1 protein-coding gene is annotated in these 245 nt (G+C 67.8%); it reads right to left on the bottom strand.

The genetic code is table 11. The features are described from left to right. The coding region (locus ACZ3HH_RS30945) for a PD-(D/E)XK nuclease domain-containing protein (protein ID WP_465810518.1) at positions 1-240 on the bottom strand (240 nt) is incomplete at its 3' end. Positions 241-245 lie beyond the last annotated feature (5 nt).

Here is a 245-nt window from a genome sequence, read left to right as displayed (position 1 = left end):
CCGGCGGGAATCGTCCCAGATGAACGGGATCAGCACATCCCACCGGCTGTCCAGCCCGTAGAGGGTGTGGTCCGCGGCAATCTCCTCCTGGATGTCCGCGAAGCTCTTGCCCGCCCGGATGAACTTGGCCTCGACGACGAGCCTCAGGCTCGGGATGGTCAGGTCCATGCGGGGGTTCTTGTGCCCGACGGGCGCGGCGTACTCCTCGGCCCTGAGGTCAGGAAACAGGGGGGCGAGCACCGCCC

Source organism: Pseudomonas sp. PME37.24/025 (assembly GCF_055556615.1).
This window is presented reverse-complemented; position numbering and strand designations above follow the sequence as displayed.